This is a genomic window from Streptomyces sp. NPDC059909, assembly GCF_042730885.1.
Taxonomy (GTDB): Bacteria; Actinomycetota; Actinomycetes; order Streptomycetales; family Streptomycetaceae; genus Streptomyces.
Window position 1 is genome coordinate 12856 of sequence record NZ_JBHWKX010000054.1, and the last position, 17891, is coordinate 30746.

A 17891-nucleotide genomic window follows, 5' to 3' on the forward strand; every position below is an offset into this window, starting at 1 on the left:
CGATGACGGCCCCCGGAGCGTCCAACGGAGCGTCCTCCGGAGCGGCGGAGGGCCCGGCGCCCTCCGCCTCCGGTGGCGTGCGCAAGCGCAAGAGCGTGACCGGCACCCGCAGGCTCGTCGCCGCCGGCTTCCTGCTGCCCGCGCTCGTGCTGCTCGGCGCGCTCGTGGTGTACCCGATCGGGTACTCGGTCTACCGGTCCTTCTTCGACAAGTCCGGCAGCGCCTTCGCCGGGCTCGACAACTACGTCGAGATCTTCACCGACGACACCATCCTCACCGCCGTCAAGAACAACGCGATCTGGGTGGTCGTCGCCCCGGCCGTCGCGACGGCCCTCGGTCTGATCTTCGCCGTGCTCACCGAACGGGTCCGCTGGGGCACGGCGTTCAAGCTCGTCGTCTTCATGCCCATGGCGATCTCGATGCTCGCCGCGGGCATCATCTTCCGGCTGGTGTACGAGCAGGACCCGGAGCGCGGTGTCGCCAACGCGGTCTGGGTGGGCGTGCACGACACGTTCGCCGAATCGGCCGGTTTCCCCAAGGCGCATCCGCTCCCCGGCCATCCGCTCGAGGCGGCGGGCGGCGGGGCGTTCATCACCAAGGAGCCGGTCGCGGCGGGCACCGCGGTCCAGCTGCCCCTCGTCGGCGTACCGCCCGCGAAGATGCCGGACGACGCGGAGCCCGCGAAGGCGCCCGCGACGGAACCGGGGAGGATCACCGGCACGGCCTGGCTGGACTTCACCCGGGGCGGCGGCGGAAAGCCCAACGCCGTCGACGCCGGGGAGCTCGGCCTCAAGGGCATCAAGGTCGAGGCGGTCAAGGACGGCAGGGTCGTCGCCACCGCCACGGCCGCCGCCGACGGTACGTTCTCGCTCCCTGCGCAGGCGGAGGGCGCGCGACTCCGGCTGCCCGGGAGCAACTTCCGGGAGCCGTACAACGGAGTGGACTGGCTCGGCCCGTCCCTCGTGACCCCGGCGATCATCGGTTCGTACGTCTGGATGTGGGCGGGCTTCGCGATGGTACTGATCGCCGCGGGGCTGGCGGCCGTGCCCCGCGAACTGCTGGAGGCGGCCCGGGTGGACGGGGCCAACGAGTGGCAGGTCTTCCGCAAGGTGACCGTCCCGCTGCTCGCGCCGGTCCTCGCGGTCGTCCTCGTCACACTGATGATCAACGTCCTGAAGATCTTCGACCTGGTCTTCATCATCGCGCCCGGCTCGGCGCAGGACGACGCGAACGTCCTGGCGCTCCAGCTCTACCGCTCGTCGTTCGGCACCGACGCCGACCTCGGCGTGGGCAGCGCCATCGCGGTGCTGCTCCTGCTGCTTGTGATCCCGGTGATGCTCTTCAACATTCGAAGGATGCGAAGGGAGACGCGTCGATGAGCACCGACAGCGCCGTCAAGGCGAAGCCGACGCTCGCCTCCCGTGTCGCGACGCGTACCGGCGGCGGGGCCATGCGGGTCTTCCTCGTCCTGGTCGGGCTGTTCTGGCTGATGCCGACCGTGGGTCTGCTGCTGTCCTCGCTCCGCTCGCCGACCGACATCAACGCGAGCGGCTGGTGGCAGGTGTTCACCGCGCCCGCCGAGATCACGACCGAGAACTACTCCAGGCTGCTGGCGAACGACACCATCACGGACTCGCTGCTGGCCACGGTCCTGATCACCGTCCCGGCCACGATCCTGGTCGTCGTGATCGGCTCGCTCGCGGGGTACGCCTTCGCGTGGATGGAGTTCCCGGGCCGTGACTGGTGGTTCCTGGTCGTCGTCGGACTGCTCGTCGTCCCCGTCCAGGTCGCTCTCGTCCCCGTGTCGAAGCTCTTCGGCGAGATCGGGATCTTCGAGACGACGGTCGGAGTCGTGGTCTTCCACGTCGCCTTCGGCCTCCCCTTCGCGATCTTCCTCCTCCGGAACTTCTTCGCGGAGATTCCGCGCGAGCTGCTCGAGGCGGCCCGGCTCGACGGAGCGGGCGAGATCAGGCTGTTCACGCGGGTCGTGCTGCCGCTCGGCGGACCGGCGATCGCCTCGCTCGGGATCTTCCAGTTCCTGTGGGTCTGGAACGACATGCTGGTCGCGCTGATCTTCGCGGACTCCGAGTCCCCGCCGATCACGGTCGCACTGCAGCAGCAGGTACGGCAGTTCGGCAACAACATCGACGTACTGGCGCCGGGCGCGTTCGTCTCGATGGTGATTCCGCTCGCCGTGTTCTTCGCGTTCCAGCGGCAGTTCGTGTCCGGCGTGATGGCGGGGGCGGTCAAGTAGCGGGCGGTCCGCGGTAGCTGCGCCCGTAGTCCAGGACCACGGCTACGGGCGTAGATTCGCATGCCCGATCGAGCGCTCGACCATGTGTGCCCGTACGCACAGGAGCGCCCCACGAGGAACATCGGCGCCTCACCCGACCGCAAACCCTTCGACATCTTGGACGAGTACGACCGGGTCATGGCCAGCAGCAGTCGCCGCTCAAACCCCAGCGTTCCCGCTCACCGCTGAGTCCGAGAGAGAAGACACCCATGGCACAGACGAGTGCACCGGCGCAGTCCACCCTCGAGTCCGACCCGGAACTCCCCAAGCCCACCCGGCTCGACGACGTCAAGGGCTGGTTCCGGCCGGTCGACCAGCTGCTCTTCGACTGGTTCCTGACGCGCCAGCGCGACCACGGAGAGGCGGGTGACCTGCTCGAACTCGGTGCGTACATGGGCAAGAGCGCGATCTTCCTGGGCATGTACCTGCGGGAGGGCGAGGAGTTCACGGTCTGCGACCTCTGGGACTCGCCCGCCCCCGACGCCTCCAACAGCGCCGAGATGAACCGGTCGTACGCGACGCTCACCCGCCGTGCCTTCGAGGCCAACTACCGCTCCTTCCACGACGAGCTGCCGACCCTCGTCCAGGCGCCGACCTCCGTGATCTCCTCCCGGGTCCGTGCGGCGAGCTGCCGCTTCGTCCACATCGACGCCTCGCACCTGTACGAGCACGTCAAGGGCGACATCGAGGCCGCCCGGGAGCTCATCACGCCGGACGGCGTCGTGGTCCTCGACGACTTCCGGGCCGAGCACTGCCCGGGCGTCGCGGCCGCCGCCTGGGGAGCCGTCGCCACCGCCGGACTACGGCCGGTCTGCATCACCGCCACCAAGATGTACGGGACCTGGAGCGATCCGGAGAAGGTGCGCGAGGCGCTGCTCGGCTGGCTGAGGACGCGGACGGACCTCGTGCACGTGGTGGAGGAGGTGGCCGGGGCGCCGCTGATCCGTATCGACGGCAAGAAGTCGGCCAGTCCGGCGCAGCCGGAGTCCCGGCACAGGCCCGGTCCGGCGGCCACGGCAGAGCCCGCGACCGGCGCGGCGCAGCGGCGGCGGTCCCCGCTCGTCCGCCGGGTCGTACGGGACCTGCTGCCCCCGATCCTGACCCGGGCCCTCAGGCGGGCCGTGCGCGGCCGCCGCTGAACCGGCGTCCGGGCAGCCCGACGGGGGCGACGGCGACGACGAGCCCCCGCGTGCCGTCCGCGGCCACGTCCAGCCGGTACGGGCGCAGGCCGCGCAGACCGTGGGCCCGCCGGGGCGGGGCTCCGGCGGGCACCGTGGCCAGGTGCTCGGTGCCGAGCACTGCCGTGCGCAGGCCGACCCGGGTGCGACCGGGCGGGAAGGCGTCGGCGGGGATCCGTACCTCGATCTCCGTGCCGCCGCCGTCGGGCGCCGGGCGCAGCAGGATCCGGCCGGTCTGCGGGGCGGGTCCGGTGAGCCGGACCGGAGCCGCGTCGAGGGCGGCCAGACCGGGCAGCGGACTGCGCGCGGTGACGACAAGGGTGTGGCGGGCGGGGCCGGTACGCCGCCAGGCCGCGGAGACGAGTTCGGTGCGCAGGGGCGGCACCCCGTGGCCGGCCTCGTAGCGGATGACCGAGAGCAGTCCCGGCAGGTCGCCTGTGCGCACGTACGACAGGCGCAGCCGTAGGCCCGGCCGCAGCCGGGCGAGCACGGCGTCGCCGAGGTGGTCCGTGACGAGCCTGCGCAGGCCGGCGAAGACCCGCCGGCGCACCGGTTCGGCGGTCTCCAGCAGGCCGGGGCCGGTCAACCGGTCGGCCTCATCGGCGAAGTAGCGGAGATGGAAGGCGTCGCGGAGCGGGCCGGGCTCGGTGAAACGGGCGGTCACGGCCATCACGGCGGCCGTCCCGCGCAGCAGGTCCTCGATCGGGGGCACCGCCTCGGGGCTCTCGCCGACGGCGAAGCAGTAGTCGTAGTCGGCCAGGACGGAGATGCCGCGCGCCCGGAAGAGGGCTTCGAGGGTGAACGCCTGCTCGGCCAGGGCGGTGGGGATGTCCTCGCGGAACCGCAGCCCGTGCGGCTCGACGACCGGCTCCCTGCGGAACAGCTTGGTGCACGACAGTTCCCGTGCCAGCCCGGGGGCGTCGCGGGGTACGCCGTGCCCGGTGCGCGCGAAGACCGCGGTGGACGCGCCGGCGGCCTTGGCATACACGACGTCGGAGCCGTGGATGTCGGCCGCGTCGACGAGACGGGTCAGCGCCTCCCGGCCGAGGAAGCCGTCGGCCGGGAGGAAGAACACGTAGCGGCCGCGTGCGCGTGCGACGGCCTGGTTGGGGGTGCCGGGGCGGAGGACGGTGCACAGACCGGGGTGGTCGCTGGAGAATCGTTCCAGCTCGGCCTGGTTGCCGTCGGCGGATTCGTCGTCCACGACGAGCACTTCGATGCGGGCCTCGCCGATGGTCTGGCCGGCGAGCGACTCCAGACAGCGGTGGAGGTGCGGTGCGGCTTCGCGGACGACGACGATGACGCTGACGTCGGGGGCGGCGGGGACGCCGGGAGCGTCGGTGACGCCGGGGACTTCACGGACGTCGACGTCCGGGGTGCCTGCCGTGCCCGTTGGGCTCATGGTTGACCTCCACACGCCTCGGGCGTGCCGACCGCCCGCTCGACACAGCAACGACGTGCCGTCCATTCGGGCTACGCACCCACGCCGGTCGTTCACCCGCCCGGCCGAGCGCACACGGCGCCGAGCCCGCGGGCGGCGCGCCGCCCGCGGGCTCGGCCTCAGGCCGCCCGTAGCGTACGGCGTCAGGCCACCGGCGTCGGCGCCCCGCAGTGCGGTCCCAGGCCCCCGTACGCACCGCCTCAGGCGCGCGTCAGGGCCGCCACGGCCGAGGCCGCGAGGTCGTCGAGATACCCCTTGGGCAGGTCGCTGCGCACCACCACCAGCCGCCAGTACAGCGGTCCGATGATCAGGTCCAGCGCGCGGTCCGGGTCCGACGACTCCGGCAGCTCGCCGCGCGCGACCGCGTCGCGCACCACGAGCGCGGCGACACCCTGCTGGCTGTCGAGCAGTGCGGCCTTGATCGCGTCGGAGATCTCGGGGTGGCGGGCGGCCTCGACCAGCAGATCGGGGATGACCTGGGACGCGACCGGGTGGCGCAGGGCGTGCGAGGCGACTTCGAGGAGCGCGCGGACGTCCCCGTACAGCGAACCGGTCGCCGGCGCCGGCAGTCCGCGCGCGGCGAAGGCCGAGACCAGGTCGAGGACGAGCGACAGCTTGGACTTCCAGCGCCGGTAGACCGCGGTCTTGCCGACGCCCGCCCGGCGCGCGATGCCCTCGATCGACATCCGGGCGAAACCGACCGCGGCCAGCTCCTCGAAGACGGCGGCGCGGATCGCTTCGGTCACGTCCTCCCGGAGCACTGCGGCTCCCGCGGGGGCGCGTCGTGGGGTTCCCGGGTCCGTGGTCATGTCCAGAGCATACCCGTGACGACGAGACGGTTGCGTTGCGACGTCGTTCCGTCCTAACCTCACCGTAGCGACGAAACGGGTCCGTCCCATCGTCAGGGGTGCGTCTGTGTGCCTCCCCACCTCCCCCCTGTCTCCGGCGAAAGCGACGAGCGTGAGCAGCAGCCAGACGATGGCGGCGAGCCGGTCCGCACCACCCGTGGAGAGCCTCGGCGAGCTCGCGGCCCGGCATGGACTGACGGTCAGCGGGGCCCGGCCCTCGCTCGGCGCGTACATCGGACAGCTCTGGTCGCGCAGACACTTCATCACCGCGTTCGCGACCGCCCGGCTCACCGCGCAGTACAGCCAGGCGAAGCTGGGCCAGGTCTGGCAGCTGATGACCCCGCTGCTCAACGCCGCGGTCTACTACTTCATCTTCGGGGTCCTGCTCAAGACCAGCCATCACGTCCCCGACTTCGTGCCGTTCCTGGTCACCGGCGTCTTCATCTGGACCTTCACGGCCAACTCGGTGATGTCCGGGACCAGGGCCGTCTCCGGGAACATCGGGCTCGTACGGGCCCTGCACTTCCCGCGCGCCGCGCTGCCCATCGCGCTCGCGCTCCAGCAGCTTCAGCAACTGCTGTTCTCCCTGGGCGCGCTGGCCGTGATCCTGATGGGCTTCGGGCAGTTCCCGAAGGCGTCCTGGCTGCTGGCGGTGCCGGCGCTGCTGCTGCAGGCCGTCTTCAACACCGGCCTGTCGATGGTCATGGCGCGCATCGCCGCCCGCACCCCCGACATCGCCCAGCTGATGCCCTTCCTGCTGCGCACCTGGATGTACGCGTCCGGGGTGATGTTCAGCATCTCGACGGTCCTCAAGGGCAAGGACCTGCCGCACGTGGTCGCCGTGGCCCTGCAGTGCAACCCGGCCGCCGTCTACATCGACCTGATGCGCTTCGCGCTCATCGACAGCTTCACCTCGGCCCAGCTGCCGCCGCATGTCTGGGCGGTCGCCCTCGGCTGGGCAGTGCTCTTCGGGGCGGGCGGATTCCTGTACTTCTGGAAGGCGGAGGAGCAGTACGGCCGTGGCTGATCACATCGAGCTCATCGACCCCGTCGACCGTGTCGGCCCCCTGGACCGCATCGGCCCCGTCGACCCCACGGTCGCGGACGGGAAGACCCCCACCGTCGTCGTCGACGGCGTCCACATCACCTACAAGGTCAACGGCGCGAAGACCGGCCGCGGCGCCGCCACCGCCGCCCTGAGCCGGATCCTCTCCCGCAGGCCGGACCAGCGGGGCGGCGGCCGTGAGGTCCACGCCGTCAAGGGCGTCAGCTTCGCCGCGTACAAGGGGGAGGCGATCGGCCTGATCGGCTCGAACGGCTCGGGCAAGTCCACGCTGCTGAAGGCGATCGCGGGCCTGCTGCCGACCGCCAGGGGCAGCATCTACACCCAGGGCCAGCCGTCCCTGCTCGGCGTGAACGCCGCCCTGATGGGCGATCTGACCGGCGAGCGCAATGTCATCCTCGGCGGGCTCGCGATGGGCATGACGCGCGAGGAGATCCACGACCGCTACCAGGAGATCGTCGACTTCTCCGGCATCAACGAGAAGGACGACTTCATCTCCCTGCCGATGCGGACCTACTCCTCCGGCATGGGCGCCAGGCTCCGGTTCTCCATCGCCGCCGCCAAGAGCCATGACGTGCTGCTCATCGACGAGGCGCTGGCGACCGGCGACGCGAAGTTCCAGCGGCGCAGCCAGGAACGGATCGCGGAGCTGCGCGAGGAGGCAGGCACGGTCTTCCTGGTCAGCCACAGCAATTCGGCCGTCACGTCGACGTGCGACCGCGCGCTCTGGCTGGAGTCCGGGACGCTGCGGATGGACGGCCCGGCGAAGGAGGTCGTCGCTGCGTACGAGGCCTTCACCAAGAAGAAATAGCAGTAAATAACAAGGAAGCGGCACATTACGGACTAGGGTGCGGGTCGATGACGACCCAGCAGGCCCCTCAGCAGGATCCCCCGCAGGCCCCCACGCGCGTCGCCGCTCCCACCCCGCTCGGACTCCGGCCCGGACTCCGGCCCCTGCCCCGGCTCGCCCCCACCGTCGCTCTCCCCCTCGCCCTCGCCGCCGTCTGGGCCGCCACCCGGCTCGGGATGCTCATGCTCCTCGTGCGCGACGATCTCGGCATGGGGGGTGTCGCCCGCGAGGTGCACGTCCTCTACGTGCACTGGTACGAGGAGCTGCTCAGGGGGTCCTTCCCCCTGGACGATGCGACATGGCAGTACCCGCCGGGCGCCGGGGCGGTGTTCCTCGCCCCCGCGCTCCTCCCCTGGCTCGGCTACTTCCGGGCGTTCGTCGTCCTGACCCTGCTCGCCGACGCGGCCGTCGCCCTCGCGCTCGCGCGGGCCGGCGGCACCGGGCCGCGCAGCGCCGGGGCCTGGCTCTGGACCGGTGGCCTTCCGCTCCTGCTCCACGTCCCGCTCGCCCGTTTCGACGTCCAGGTCACCGCCCTCGCCGTCCTCGCCCTCCTCGCGCTCCGGCGCCGCCGCCCCGGCCTCGCCGGGACGCTCGCCGGGCTCGGCGCGCTGGTGAAGGTGTGGCCGGCGCTGACCCTGCTGGGGACGCCGCGGGGCCGTACGACCCGCGCCGCATGGACCGCGGCGGCGGCATCGGCCACCGCGCTCGTCACCGTCCTGGCCGTCGGCTTCTCCCACGCCCTGGACTTCCTGCGGCAGCAGGGCGGCCGCGGCGTACAGATCGAGTCCCTGGGCGGCACCGCACTGCACCTGGCCGGGCTCCTGGGCCGGCCGGGCCGGGTCGCCTACCGTTACGGCTCCTTCGAGTTCGTCGGCCCGTACGCGGCGGGCGTGGCCCGGTTCTCCCTGCTGCTGACCGGCGCCGCCTTCTGCTGGCTGCTGCTCTGGCGGGTACGGGCGCGGCGCTGGACCGCGGCGACGCCCTTCGACGCCGCGCTCTGCGCCGTACTCCTCTTCACGGTCACCAGCCGCGTCATCAGCCCGCAGTATCTGATCTGGCTGCTCGGCCTGGCCGCGGTCTGCCTCACCTCACGCCGCACCACCCAGCGCCCGGTCGCGCTCCTGCTCCTGCCCGCGACGGCGCTCAGCTCGCTCGCCTATCCGCTGCTGTACGAGCACGTCATGGCCTCCACCTCGCTGGGCGCTCTGCTCATGCTCGTACGGAACGGTCTGCTGCTGGCCGCGGCCCTGCTCTCGGCCCGCCGGCTGTGGGCGGCCACGACACAGGGGTTCCCACACGATGAGGGGGCGCCCACCACGACGGCGGGCGCCCCCTCACTGCTCACTCAGCTGCTCAGCTGTGCGTACGCACCAGCTGGCGCATCGTCCGCATCGCGACCGACAGGTTCGCCAGGTCGAACGTGTCCGAGCCATGGATCTCCTCCAGCGTCGTCCGCGCCCGGCCCAGGATCGACGCGATCTTCTCCTCCCACGCCTTGAAGCGCTCCTCGGGCGACGACGAACCGTTGCCCACGGAGAGCACGTCCGCGGTGAGTGCGGCATGCACGGCGTACAGCTCCTCGCGGATGGAGGCGCGGGCCATGGACTGCCAGCGGTCGGCCCGCGGCAGCTCGATGATCCGGTCCATTAGCTCGGTGATCCGCAGCCGGTCGGCCAGGTCGTAGTAGACCTCGGCGACGGACAGCGGGTCCTTGCCCGTGCGGTCCGCGATCGCGACGATGTCGAGCGTCGGGAAGGCGGACGAGAATCCGGCGACCCGCATGGCCAGGTCCTCCGGGACACCTGCGGCCGTGAACTCCTCCAACAGCCCCTGGTACCACTCCAGATCGACACCGCGGAGCATCTTCGGCAGCTCGGCCCACACCTGCTCGACCCGCGTCGCGAAGAACTCGATCGTCCCCGTCAGCTCCAGCGGCTGCGGCCGGTTCCCCAGCAGCCAGCGGGTGCCGCGCTCGACCAGGCGGCGCGAGTGCAGCCGCATACGGATCTGGACGTCGGCGGCGACCTTGTTGTCGAGCGCCTCGACGGCGTCCCACACCTCGCCGAGACCGAAGATCGCGCGGGCGGCGGTCTGCGCCCTGACGATCTCCTCGATCGAGGCGCCGGTCTCCTCGCGGAGCCGGTGCAGGAAGGTCGAACCACCGGTGTTGACGGTGTCGTTGACCAGGACGGTCGTGACGATCTCGCGGCGAAGCGGGTGGCTGTCGACCGCCTCGGCGAACTTCTCCCGCAGCGGCTTCGGGAAGTACGCGTGCAGCAGCCCGCACAGATACGGGTCGTCGGGCAGCGGCGTCCCGATCAGCTCGTCCGCCACCGTGATCTTGGTGTAGGCGAGCAGGACGGCGAGCTCGGGCTGGGTGAGGCCCTTGCCGCTGTTCAGCAGTTCGCGGATCTGACGGTCGTTGGGCAGGAACTCCAGCGACCGGTCCAGCGCGCCGTCCCGGCCGAGCCGGCGCATGAAGCGCTGGTGGGCGTGGAGCAGGCTCGGCGACTGGGCGACGGCGTTGGCCAGGGCCACGTTCTGCGCGTAGTTGTTGCGCAGCACGAGCCTGCCGACTTCGTCGGTCATCTCGGCGAGCAGCTTGTTGCGCTGCTTGACGGTCATGTCGCCTTCCGCGACGAGCCCGTTGAGCAGGATCTTGATGTTCACCTCGTGGTCGGAGGTGTCCACGCCCGCGCTGTTGTCGATGGCGTCGGTGTTGATCTTGCCGCCGTTGCGGGCGAACTCGATCCGGCCCAGCTGCGTCAGGCCCAGGTTGCCGCCCTCGCCGACGACCTTGACCCTCAGGTCCGCGCCGTCGACGCGGATCGCGTCGTTGGCCTTGTCGCCGACATCGGCGTTGGACTCGGTGGACGCCTTGACGTACGTACCGATGCCGCCGTTCCACAGCAGGTCCACCGGAGCCGCGAGGATCGCCTTCATCAGCTCGGCCGGGGTCAGCTTGGTGACGCCGGGCTCGATGCCGAGGGCCTCACGGACGTGCGCGTTGACCGGGATCGACTTGGCCGTACGGGGGTGGATGCCACCGCCCGGCGACAGCAGCTCCCTGTTGTAGTCGGCCCAGGACGAGCGGGGCAGCTCGAAGAGGCGGCGGCGCTCGGCGTACGAGACCGCGCTGTCCGGCTCGGGGTCGATGAAGATGTGGCGGTGGTCGAAGGCCGCGACCAGCCGGATGTGCTCGGAGAGCAGCATGCCGTTGCCGAACACGTCGCCGGACATGTCGCCGACGCCGACGACGGTGAAGTCCTGGGTCTGGGTGTCGTGGCCGAGCCCGCGGAAGTGCCGCTTGACGGACTCCCAGGCGCCGCGGGCCGTGATGCCCATGCCCTTGTGGTCGTAGCCGGCCGAGCCCCCGGAGGCGAAGGCGTCGCCGAGCCAGAAGTTGTACGAGAGGGCGACCTCGTTGGCGATGTCGGAGAACGTCGCGGTGCCCTTGTCGGCGGCGACGACGAGGTACGTGTCGTCCTCGTCGTGGCGGACCACGTCCTCCGGCGGCACGACCTCGCCGGCCACCAGGTTGTCGGTGATGTCGAGCAGCGCCGAGATGAAGGTCTTGTAGCAGGCGATGCCCTCGGCGAGCCAGGCGTCACGGTCCACGGACGGGTCCGGGAGCTGCTTGGCGACGAAGCCGCCCTTGGCGCCGACCGGCACGATCACGGTGTTCTTCACCATCTGCGCCTTGACCAGGCCGAGGATCTCCGTACGGAAGTCCTCACGCCGGTCGGACCAGCGCAGACCACCGCGCGCGACCTTGCCGAAGCGCAGGTGCACACCCTCGACCCGCGGCGAGTACACCCAGATCTCGTACGCCGGGCGGGGCGCCGGCAGGTCCGGGATGGCCTGCGGGTCGAACTTCATCGACACGTAGCCGTGCCACTCGAAGCCCTTCGCCTCCTGGAAGAAGTTGGTGCGCAGGGTCGCCTTGATGACGGTGAGGAAGGAGCGGAGGATCCGGTCCTCGTCGAGGGACGCGACCTGATCCAGGGCGGCGTCCAGCTCCTCCAGCAGGGCGTCGGTCAGCTCGGTGCCGGCGCGCTGGCGGTCCGGCGCCATCCGGGCCTCGAAGAGGTTGATCAGCAGCCGGGTGGTGTGGACGTTGTTGAGGAGCGTGTCCTCCATGTAGTCCTGGCTGAAGGTCGAGCCGGCCTGCCGCAGGTACTTGGCGTACGCGCGCAGCACCATGGCCTCGCGCCAGGTGAGACCGGCGCGCAGCACGAGCGAGTTGAACGTGTCGTTCTCCGCGGCGCCCGTCCACACGGCGGAGAAGGCGTCCTGGAAGCGCTCGCGCGCGTCGTCGGCGAGGTAGTCGCCGTTGGCGCCCGCGATCGGCATCCGCAGACCGAAGTCGTAGACCCACGCGTGCGTACGGTCCGCGCAGCGCAGCTCGTACGGCCGCTCGTCGATGACCTCGACGCCCAGGCGGTTGAGGACCGGGAGCACGGCGGAGAGGGAGACCTGGTCGCCCGACCGGTAGATCTTGAAGCGGCGCTCGCCGGGGGCGGCGCCGACCGGCTCGTAGAGGGAGAGCGAGAAGTCCTTGTCGGAGCGGGCGAGCTGCTCCAGGTGGACCAGGTCGGCGACGGCGGCGCGCGGCGAGTGGTCGGCCTTGTAGCCCTCGGGGAAGGCGTTGGCGTACTTCCGCAGCACCTCGGCGGCGCGCTCCTCGCCCAGCTCGGCGTTGAGCGCCTCGGAGAAGCCGTCGGCCCAGGAGCGGGCGGCCTCGACGAGCCGGGCCTCGATGCGCTCCTTGTCGCTGTCCGTGAGGTGGGTCAGCTCGGTGCCGGGCGCGACGCGCACGACGAAGTGGAGCCGGGTGAGCACCGACTCGGTGCTCATGAGGGTGAAGTCGACGCTGGTGCCGCCGAGCTCCTCCTTGAGGATGCTGGTCAGGCGCTCGCGGACGGTGGTGTTGAAGCGGTCACGCGGCAGGTAGACGAGGGCCGAGTAGTAGCGGCCGTACTCCTCCTGGCGCAGGTACAGCCGCAGCCTGCGGCGCTCCTGCAGGTAGAGGACGCTGGTGACGATCTCGCGCAGCTCGTCGGGCGGGGTCTGGAACAGCTCGTCGCGCGGGTACGTCTCCAGGATCTGCAGCAGGTCGCGGCCGTCGTGGCTGTGCGGCGAGAAGCCGGCGCCCTCGAGGACTTCCTCGACCTTGCGGCGGATGACGGGCACGCGGCGCACGGACTCGGTGTACGCGGCCGAGGAGAACAGGCCGAGGAAGCGCCGCTCGCCGACGACATTGCCCTCGGCGTCGAACTTCTTCACGCCGACGTAGTCGAGGTACGACGGGCGGTGCACGGTGGCGCGGCTGTTGGCCTTGGTGAGGATCAGCAGCTTGTGCTCGCGGGCCTTGGCCCGGGCGTCGACGGGCAGCCGGTTGAAGGAGGGGCTCACCGGGTGGCCGTGGGCGTCGTCGCCGGTGTGGTGCGGGTCGGAGCGGAGGATGCCGAGGCCGGTGCCGGGAACGGCGGCGAGCGCGTCGCCGTCGACGAGGTTGTACTCGCGGAAGCCGAGGAAGGTGAAGTGGTCGTCGGCGAGCCAGCGCAGCAGCTCGCGGGCCTCCGCCACCTCCTCTTCGCGGAGGTCGTCGGCGATCGGCTCGTTGGGCAGCGCGTCGGCGATGCGCAGCGCGGCGTCGCGCATCTTCTCCCAGTCCTCGACGGCCTCGCGGACGTCGGACAGGACACGGAGCAGGTCGGTGGTGATCTGCTTCAGATCGGCGCGGTCGGTCTCGCGGTCGATCTCGACGTGGATCCAGGACTCGGTGAGGGCGTCGTGGGGCAGCTTCGCGGCCTGGCCCGAGCCGTTGGGCTCGCTGCCGAGCACCTCGATGAGCTTGCCGGTGACATCACGGCGGACGACGACCTGGGGGTGGATCACGACGTGGATGCCGCGGCCCTGGCGGGAGAGCTCGTTGGTGACCGAGTCGACCAGGAACGGCATGTCGTCGGTGACGACCTCGACGACGGAGTGGCTGCACGTCCAGCCGTTCTCCTCGACGGTCGGGGTGTGCACGCGGACGTTGGCCGTGCCCTGCGGACGGTTCTCCGCCAGCCGGTAGTGCGAGACGGCTGCGCCGAAGACGTCGACGGGGTCGCGGTCGGTGAGGTCCTCGGGGGCGGTGTGCAGGTAGTAGCGCTGGAGGTACGCGAGGAGGGTGTCCTTGTCCGGACGCTCCCCGCTGTCGGACCCAGTCGGAAGTTGCCCCCCGCTTGGGCTGTGCTCAGCTACCCGCGCAGCCCTTTCGAGCAGCTCGGCCTTGGCTTCGTCCAGCTTGGTCTGCATGTCCTCTGGCTCCTGTCGCGCGCCGTTGCGTGACGTAGGTGAGAAAGATGGCACAACGCCACGACGCGGGGTTTCCGGTCGGGATCGACGCTATGCCGGGATGAGAGGTGTCCGGGCCGTTATCGGCCACATCCGCCCGCGGACCCGGGCGACGACCGCGACAGCGGCCGCGGGGAAGATCAGCTCGCACCCGGCCGCTGTGGCGTTCCGGGCGCAGGCCGGGGGCGTCACTGCCCCCACGGCATATCGCGCTGATCACGGGTCAAGGCTATCGCTCCGCACCCCTGCCCCGTCATGAGCCGTATGTGTACAAAAGCAGGGCCGGAAGTTTGACACTCTGGACAGCGACACATGGCCTCTTGGCAAACGGTCCCGGGAGAGGCAGGTTGGCTGCGTGACCTGAAGCCCGGCACATCACCAGCGATCGTCAACAAAGGCGATGAAACCGACAAAGTCGACGAAGACGCCAAAAACACCGAAGGCGCCGAAGGTAAAAACTCCGACAAATCAATACCGCCACATCGATACCGGGGAGCAGTAGCCATGACTGTGCAGATCCTGATCGTCACGGGTGACGCGGCCGAGTCCCTCGAGGTCCTGTACCCGTACCAGAGGCTCCGCGAGGAGGGGTACGAGGTCCACATCGCCGCCCCCGCGCGCAAGAAGCTCCAGTTCGTCGTGCATGACTTCGAGCCGGGCTTCGACACGTACACGGAGAAGCCGGGCTACACCTGGCCCGCCGACCTGGCGTTCTCGGAGGTCGACCCCGGCGACTACGCCGCGATCGTCATCCCGGGCGGCCGGGCGCCGGAGTACCTCCGGAACGACCCCGAGCTCCGCAAGATCCTCAAGTCCTTCTTCGACGCGGACAAGCCGGTGGCACAGATCTGCCACGGCCCCCTCCTGACGGCCGCCACCGGCAGCCTCACGGGACGACAGGTCACGGCCTACCCCGCCCTGGAACTCGACATGCAGGCCGCCGGCGCCTCCTTCCGCGACACGGAGGCCGTCGTGGACGGCACCCTGGTCTCGTCCCGCGCCTGGCCCGACCACCCGGCATGGATGCGCGAATTCCTCAAGGTGCTGCGCGCCAAGGCGCCGCTGAGCTGATACGGGGTCGGGTGGCGCCCAACCATTCCGCCGGAGTCCCCCAGGACGACGTACCCGGGGGAGGAACGGGTGGGCACCACCCGACCACCGGCCCACCCGACCACCGGCCCACCCGACCGCGAGCGCGCCCGCAACTACGCCGCCAGGTCCTCCGCGACCGTCACGGCCTCCTCGAGGCTGTCCACCACCGGGACTCCCGCCGCCTCCAGGCTGGTCCTGCTGTGCGACCCGCCGGTGTAGAGCACCGCCCTCGCGCCTACGTGCGCCGCGGCCACCGCGTCGTCCACCGCGTCCCCGATCACGACGACCCGCTCGGCCTCGACACCCTCCAGCGCTGACAGATGACGCACCATGTGCTCGGTCTTGCCGGCGTGCGATCCCCCGATCCGCCCGTCGACCCGGACGAAGCGCGCCTCGATGCCGTGCCGCCGGACGATCGGTATCAGCTGCTCGTGCGGGGCCAGCGACAGCAGCGACTGCGTACGCCCCGACGCCTGCCGCTCCGCGAGCAGCTCCGCGGCCCCCGCCGTGAGCCCGCACCCGTCGGCCCGTACCCAGTAGTGCTTGTGGAACACCGCGTCCATGACCGCCCACTCGTCGTCCGTGGGCAGCCGGCCCATGAGGCGCTCGTAGAAGCGCGGCACGGGCACGCAGTACAGATCCCGGTACCGCTCGAGCGTGATCGGCTCCAGCCCTATCTCCGCGAAGGACGCGTTCGTCGCGTCGATGACCGCGTGGATGTCGTCGAGCAGTGTGCCGTTCCAGTCCCAGACCAGGTGCGCGCTGTGCTTCCCCATGGCAAGAAACCGTACCGCCCGGGTATGACAACAGGCATGCGTGCCAGAACGGGCGCCCGGCGAGAGACGGGCGACGGGCCGACGGGACGCCGAAGGGACGCGACGGAAGGCGGGCAGGGAGGCGGGCGGAAGTACGGCGGGAGGTCAGCCGATCAGCCCGGGGATCTCCTGCACCCCGTACCACAGCAGCTCATGGTCCTCCGCGCCGTCCACGATGAACTGCGCGTCGTCGTCCCCGTGGTCCGCCGCCCCCAGCGCGGCCACCGCCGCGGACACATCGGCGTCCGCCTCGTCGGAGTCCACGTGCACCGCCGCCGCCTTGGCCAACGGCACCGCCGCAGCGATCCGCACCTCGCCGAGCGACGCGGAGCCGAGCCCCTGCCCGGGATCGGCGACGGCGGCTCCGTCCGGTACATCGATGGCGACGACGACCCGCCGCCTGGCCGCGTCCGGGTCCCCGGCGAGCAGCCGGAGCGACGCCGCCGCGGCCCTGTTCAGCGCGGCGTACTCGAGCTCCTCGATGTCGTCGGAGACGTACCACTCACGCAGCGCGGGAGTCACGGCGTACGCGGTCAGGGGACCGGGGCCCAGCTCACCGGCCTTGTGCGCCTCTGCGAGACCGGGGAGGGTCAGGGGTACGTAGACGCGCATGACAGGCCGCTTTCGTCGTCGGGTGAGCACTTAAGGATACGTGCGGAGTACCCCATCGGGCTGCTTCCGGCCGCCCTTTCAGGCGTCGCACCGGCGCGCCTCCGACCCGCCTCCTCCCGGGCGCAGCGCACCCTCCGGCCACCCGGATAGGTGATCTTCGGCGACCGCTCCCGCACGGCCCGGCGGCGCTTGCGACCGCGCCCGCCGCGCCCGTACAAGATCCCCACCGAAAGTTACTTCTGGGTATCGAAGGGGGCGCCAAGCCATGGACCACACCTCGGCCGGGACACGCACGAGGCCCGGCGGCCGCCACGACAGCCGCGGCCCCGGTCGCCCACCACAGCGCACCGCGCGGCCCACCGGGGGCAGGTCCCGCCTCCCCCGCTACTGGTTCGCCGAACGCCTGCTCGCGGTCCTCAGCGGCACCCGCCCGGTCCACTGGATGCTCGGCCACACGATCGGGGACGCGTACGAACACCTCATCCGCCTCGCCCCCGGCGCCCCGCTGGCCACGAACGGCCTGCGGCCGGTCGTCCGCCACTGCGACGAGTACGTCCCCCGCCCAGGCGTCATCGAGGCCTTCGCCCGCATCGGCGCCGGCGACCGCGTCAGCGCCATGGCCTTCCGCCTCGAACAGGGCCCCGACCTCCGCTGGCGCTGCGCCGCGGTGGAACTGGGCGGCGAACGCATCACCGTCGGCACGTGATGCGCCCCGCGGTGGGTGCTCGACACAGCGGGCTACCCGCGCCCTGGCGGCCGGCGCCGCCGCCCGAGCCTTTGGCACCTGTGGTCCACGCCTGGGCCGCGGCCCCCGGTCCGACGGCCACCAGCCGGCACCACGACGTCGACAGGCACCCGCACCCGCACCCGCACCGCACCGCACCGCACCGAGCAAGCGTTTCCCCGTCACAGGCCGGGCTCAACGGCCCCACACCCGGCACCCACTGCGGCACAACCGCAGACGCCGGCCCGCAGGCCCCAGGGAAGCAACGGTCCCGGCCAAGGGACCACCACCCGGGCGCCCGCACCACCGCGCCCTGCAAGCACCCGCGCCACAGGCCGGCGGCGCCAAGCACTCCCGGCGCCTGACCCACCGGGTCTGCCGCCCCTGCCCCGGTCCTCCGGGTGCGCAGCCGACGGCCATGGGGCCCGAAAGGCCCTCGCCGGAGCAGGAACGCCCTGCGGGCCCAGGGTCGGCCCTTCGGGCCACCACCACGCGCCGCGAGCCGCACGCAACGGCCGTGGGGGGGGGGGGGGAAGGGGGGGGGGGGGGACGGGGGGGGGGACGGGGTCCGCGCCCCGCGGGAGAAGGGGGGGAGGGGGGAGTTCTTGGGGGTGCGCGCGGCCGCTTTTT

12 protein-coding genes and 1 pseudogene are annotated in these 17891 nt (G+C 71.3%); 8 read left to right on the forward strand and 5 right to left on the reverse strand.

Annotated elements, in window-relative coordinates:
- The first annotated feature begins 2 nt into the window (after positions 1-2).
- The 3 genes from ACFV9O_RS28940 to ACFV9O_RS28950 all read left to right on the forward strand — a co-directional run bounded on the left by ACFV9O_RS28940 (position 3) and on the right by ACFV9O_RS28950 (position 3432).
- Positions 3-1379: a carbohydrate ABC transporter permease gene (locus tag ACFV9O_RS28940; RefSeq protein WP_385422876.1), complete on the forward strand. Its 1377-nt coding sequence runs from the start codon at positions 3-5 to the stop codon at positions 1377-1379.
- On the forward strand, positions 1376-2254 hold the full coding sequence (locus ACFV9O_RS28945; RefSeq protein WP_385422878.1) for a carbohydrate ABC transporter permease: 879 nt from the start codon (positions 1376-1378) through the stop codon (positions 2252-2254). Before ACFV9O_RS28940 ends, ACFV9O_RS28945 begins: the two co-directional genes overlap by 4 nt.
- 248 nt (positions 2255-2502) lie before the next feature.
- The gene (locus ACFV9O_RS28950; protein WP_385422880.1) at positions 2503-3432 is read left to right on the forward strand and encodes a class I SAM-dependent methyltransferase; all 930 of its coding nucleotides are present in this window, start codon (positions 2503-2505) and stop codon (positions 3430-3432) included.
- Here the strand turns inward: ACFV9O_RS28950 and ACFV9O_RS28955 are convergent.
- Together ACFV9O_RS28955 and ACFV9O_RS28960 are read right to left on the reverse strand one after the other, a co-directional pair.
- Complete coding sequence (locus tag ACFV9O_RS28955) at positions 3404-4873, reverse strand: glycosyltransferase family 2 protein (RefSeq protein ID WP_385422882.1); 1470 nt, start codon at positions 4871-4873, stop codon at positions 3404-3406. The two genes, ACFV9O_RS28950 and ACFV9O_RS28955, sit on opposite strands and share 29 nt — an antisense overlap.
- A gap of 239 nt (positions 4874-5112) precedes the next feature.
- Positions 5113-5721: a TetR/AcrR family transcriptional regulator gene (locus ACFV9O_RS28960; RefSeq protein ID WP_385422884.1), complete on the reverse strand. Its 609-nt coding sequence runs from the start codon at positions 5719-5721 to the stop codon at positions 5113-5115.
- A gap of 169 nt (positions 5722-5890) precedes the next feature.
- On the opposite strand from ACFV9O_RS28960, the gene ACFV9O_RS28965 reads away from it, so the two are divergent.
- From ACFV9O_RS28965 to ACFV9O_RS28975, 3 genes and pseudogenes are all read left to right on the forward strand, one after another.
- Positions 5891-6787, forward strand: a complete 897-nt coding sequence (locus ACFV9O_RS28965; RefSeq protein WP_385422925.1) for an ABC transporter permease — start codon at positions 5891-5893, stop codon at positions 6785-6787.
- Between the two features lie 40 nt (positions 6788-6827).
- Positions 6828-7634: an ABC transporter ATP-binding protein gene (locus ACFV9O_RS28970; protein ID WP_385422927.1), complete on the forward strand. Its 807-nt coding sequence runs from the start codon at positions 6828-6830 to the stop codon at positions 7632-7634.
- A 47-nt stretch (positions 7635-7681) separates the two neighbouring features.
- A pseudogene (locus ACFV9O_RS28975) lies at positions 7682-8956 on the forward strand (glycosyltransferase 87 family protein); the annotation flags it as partial.
- Positions 8957-9026: 70 nt separating this feature from the next.
- Here ACFV9O_RS28975 and ACFV9O_RS28980 read toward each other — a convergent pair.
- The gene (locus tag ACFV9O_RS28980; protein WP_385422886.1) at positions 9027-13979 is read right to left on the reverse strand and encodes an NAD-glutamate dehydrogenase; all 4953 of its coding nucleotides are present in this window, start codon (positions 13977-13979) and stop codon (positions 9027-9029) included.
- Between the two features lie 543 nt (positions 13980-14522).
- Between ACFV9O_RS28980 and ACFV9O_RS28985 the strand changes: the two genes are divergently transcribed.
- On the forward strand, positions 14523-15089 hold the full coding sequence (locus ACFV9O_RS28985; RefSeq protein ID WP_385422888.1) for a DJ-1/PfpI family protein: 567 nt from the start codon (positions 14523-14525) through the stop codon (positions 15087-15089).
- Positions 15090-15223: 134 nt separating this feature from the next.
- On the opposite strand, the gene ACFV9O_RS28990 is transcribed toward ACFV9O_RS28985, so the two are convergent.
- Both ACFV9O_RS28990 and ACFV9O_RS28995 read right to left on the reverse strand, forming a co-directional pair.
- Entirely contained in the window at positions 15224-15886 is a 663-nt protein-coding gene (locus tag ACFV9O_RS28990) for an HAD family hydrolase (protein ID WP_385422890.1), read from the reverse strand.
- A 144-nt stretch (positions 15887-16030) separates the two neighbouring features.
- On the reverse strand, positions 16031-16537 hold the full coding sequence (locus ACFV9O_RS28995) for a DUF6912 family protein (protein ID WP_385422892.1): 507 nt from the start codon (positions 16535-16537) through the stop codon (positions 16031-16033).
- Between the two features lie 265 nt (positions 16538-16802).
- Here ACFV9O_RS28995 and ACFV9O_RS29000 point away from each other — a divergent pair, with 265 nt between their 5' ends.
- Positions 16803-17243, forward strand: coding sequence for an Rv3235 family protein (locus ACFV9O_RS29000; protein WP_385422894.1), 441 nt, complete (start codon positions 16803-16805; stop codon positions 17241-17243).
- The last annotated feature ends 648 nt before the right edge of the window (positions 17244-17891 follow it).

Coding starts and splice junctions, on each gene's coding strand:
- ACFV9O_RS29000 (WP_385422894.1), top strand. CDS start 16,803: ATGGACCACACCTCGGCCGGGACACGCACGAGGCCCGGCGGCCGCCAC.
- ACFV9O_RS28945 (WP_385422878.1), top strand. CDS start 1,376: ATGAGCACCGACAGCGCCGTCAAGGCGAAGCCGACGCTCGCCTCCCGT.
- ACFV9O_RS28990 (WP_385422890.1), bottom strand. CDS start 15,886: ATGGGGAAGCACAGCGCGCACCTGGTCTGGGACTGGAACGGCACACTG.
- ACFV9O_RS28940 (WP_385422876.1), top strand. CDS start 3: ATGACGGCCCCCGGAGCGTCCAACGGAGCGTCCTCCGGAGCGGCGGAG.
- ACFV9O_RS28995 (WP_385422892.1), bottom strand. CDS start 16,537: ATGCGCGTCTACGTACCCCTGACCCTCCCCGGTCTCGCAGAGGCGCAC.
- ACFV9O_RS28955 (WP_385422882.1), bottom strand. CDS start 4,873: ATGAGCCCAACGGGCACGGCAGGCACCCCGGACGTCGACGTCCGTGAA.
- ACFV9O_RS28985 (WP_385422888.1), top strand. CDS start 14,523: ATGACTGTGCAGATCCTGATCGTCACGGGTGACGCGGCCGAGTCCCTC.
- ACFV9O_RS28965 (WP_385422925.1), top strand. CDS start 5,891: ATGGCGGCGAGCCGGTCCGCACCACCCGTGGAGAGCCTCGGCGAGCTC.
- ACFV9O_RS28980 (WP_385422886.1), bottom strand. CDS start 13,979: ATGCAGACCAAGCTGGACGAAGCCAAGGCCGAGCTGCTCGAAAGGGCT.
- ACFV9O_RS28950 (WP_385422880.1), top strand. CDS start 2,503: ATGGCACAGACGAGTGCACCGGCGCAGTCCACCCTCGAGTCCGACCCG.
- ACFV9O_RS28960 (WP_385422884.1), bottom strand. CDS start 5,721: ATGACCACGGACCCGGGAACCCCACGACGCGCCCCCGCGGGAGCCGCA.